This is a genomic window from Aquimarina pacifica, assembly GCF_000520955.1.
GTDB classification, from domain to species: Bacteria; Bacteroidota; Bacteroidia; order Flavobacteriales; family Flavobacteriaceae; genus Aquimarina; species Aquimarina pacifica.
In genome coordinates this window covers 1-1,086 of sequence record NZ_JACC01000109.1, presented here as the reverse complement: position 1 = coordinate 1,086, position 1,086 = coordinate 1, and the positions used below count along the sequence as shown (strand labels likewise).

Genomic DNA, 1,086 nt, shown 5'->3' with positions numbered 1-1,086 from the left:
TCGTTATTATACGTTCTCTTAAGTACTACCCGACCTTGTTTGTCTGTAAACTCTTCAACTGTATTATCCTTGCTCGTTGTCCCTGTATGGTTTTCGTTTTTGGTGATACTTTTGTACAACTCCCCAACGGCATAGGATCCACTAGTCGTTAATCTGGGTTGACTTCTATCATTATTTACAAAACTAACATCATACATAACCACAGCATCCTGATTGGTATTGGCAGTATATTCAGACTTTATTTCGTGTCCGCTGCCCATAACCCAATCTGCTCCTGGCGCCGCTTGCTTCAATACCCGATTGAGCGGTGAGGCTTCGAACATCTTTTCTGAGTATGGGTTTTGCGTGTTTTCATACTTTGATGTGTCATAAAAGTCTAGTACAGCTTCAAATGCATCTGTTTTATAAGAAGCATTATTTGTAGTCGCCTCGTAGGGCAAATACTCCTTATTTTGTCTGCCAAAATCATCATACGCTATGGGAGTAATGATATCTTTTTGATTGGGAGAAGCTTGTACTGCCACCGATTGCTTTGGTCTTCCTAATCCATCAAAATAGGTCACAGACTCTATCTTATCCTCTGCAGAGGTCGCTGCAGATTCTAATGTAAATTCCTTTTGATAGGTCGTGGTTTTTACATAATTCTCGGTCGTTGTCTGTGCAGTAGCACTTATTGTAGCGATCACTACAACTAATAGTATATGAATTAATCTTTTCATGATAAGCCCTTAGTTAATTTTTGTAATTGTATTCGTTTGTTGATAGTAAATTTCCTTCTGTATCTTTGACAGTCTTCAAGCGCTGAAAATCATCGTATTCATAATAAACTGTCTTGCCTCTTGGATCTGTGATGCTAGTCACACCTAGCAAAGGATCATACGTATAGGTTGTAATCTGCGAATCGTCAAAATAAGCATCTTCCCGAAGCTCTTGTAACTTATTTTTAAGTGCAGTCTCTGAAGTTTCGTTAACATCAACATTAGATAACGACTTTGCTGCATTTATTAAACTTTGAGCTGAACTCGATATCCCCTCATAACTTGCATTGACTATTTCAGCTATAGGATATTGCTCATTATAACCCCA

At 38.3% G+C, this 1,086-nt stretch carries 2 protein-coding genes; both read right to left on the bottom strand.

Annotation, left to right across the window (positions count from 1 at the left end; translation table 11 throughout):
- Nucleotides 1-719 (bottom strand): DUF6443 domain-containing protein (locus tag DZ60_RS23795; protein WP_034230508.1); only part of this gene is annotated, 719 nt, incomplete at its 3' end.
- Nucleotides 720-732: 13 nt separating this feature from the next.
- Nucleotides 733-1,086 (bottom strand): RHS repeat domain-containing protein (locus DZ60_RS23790; protein ID WP_034230506.1); only part of this gene is annotated, 354 nt, incomplete at its 5' end.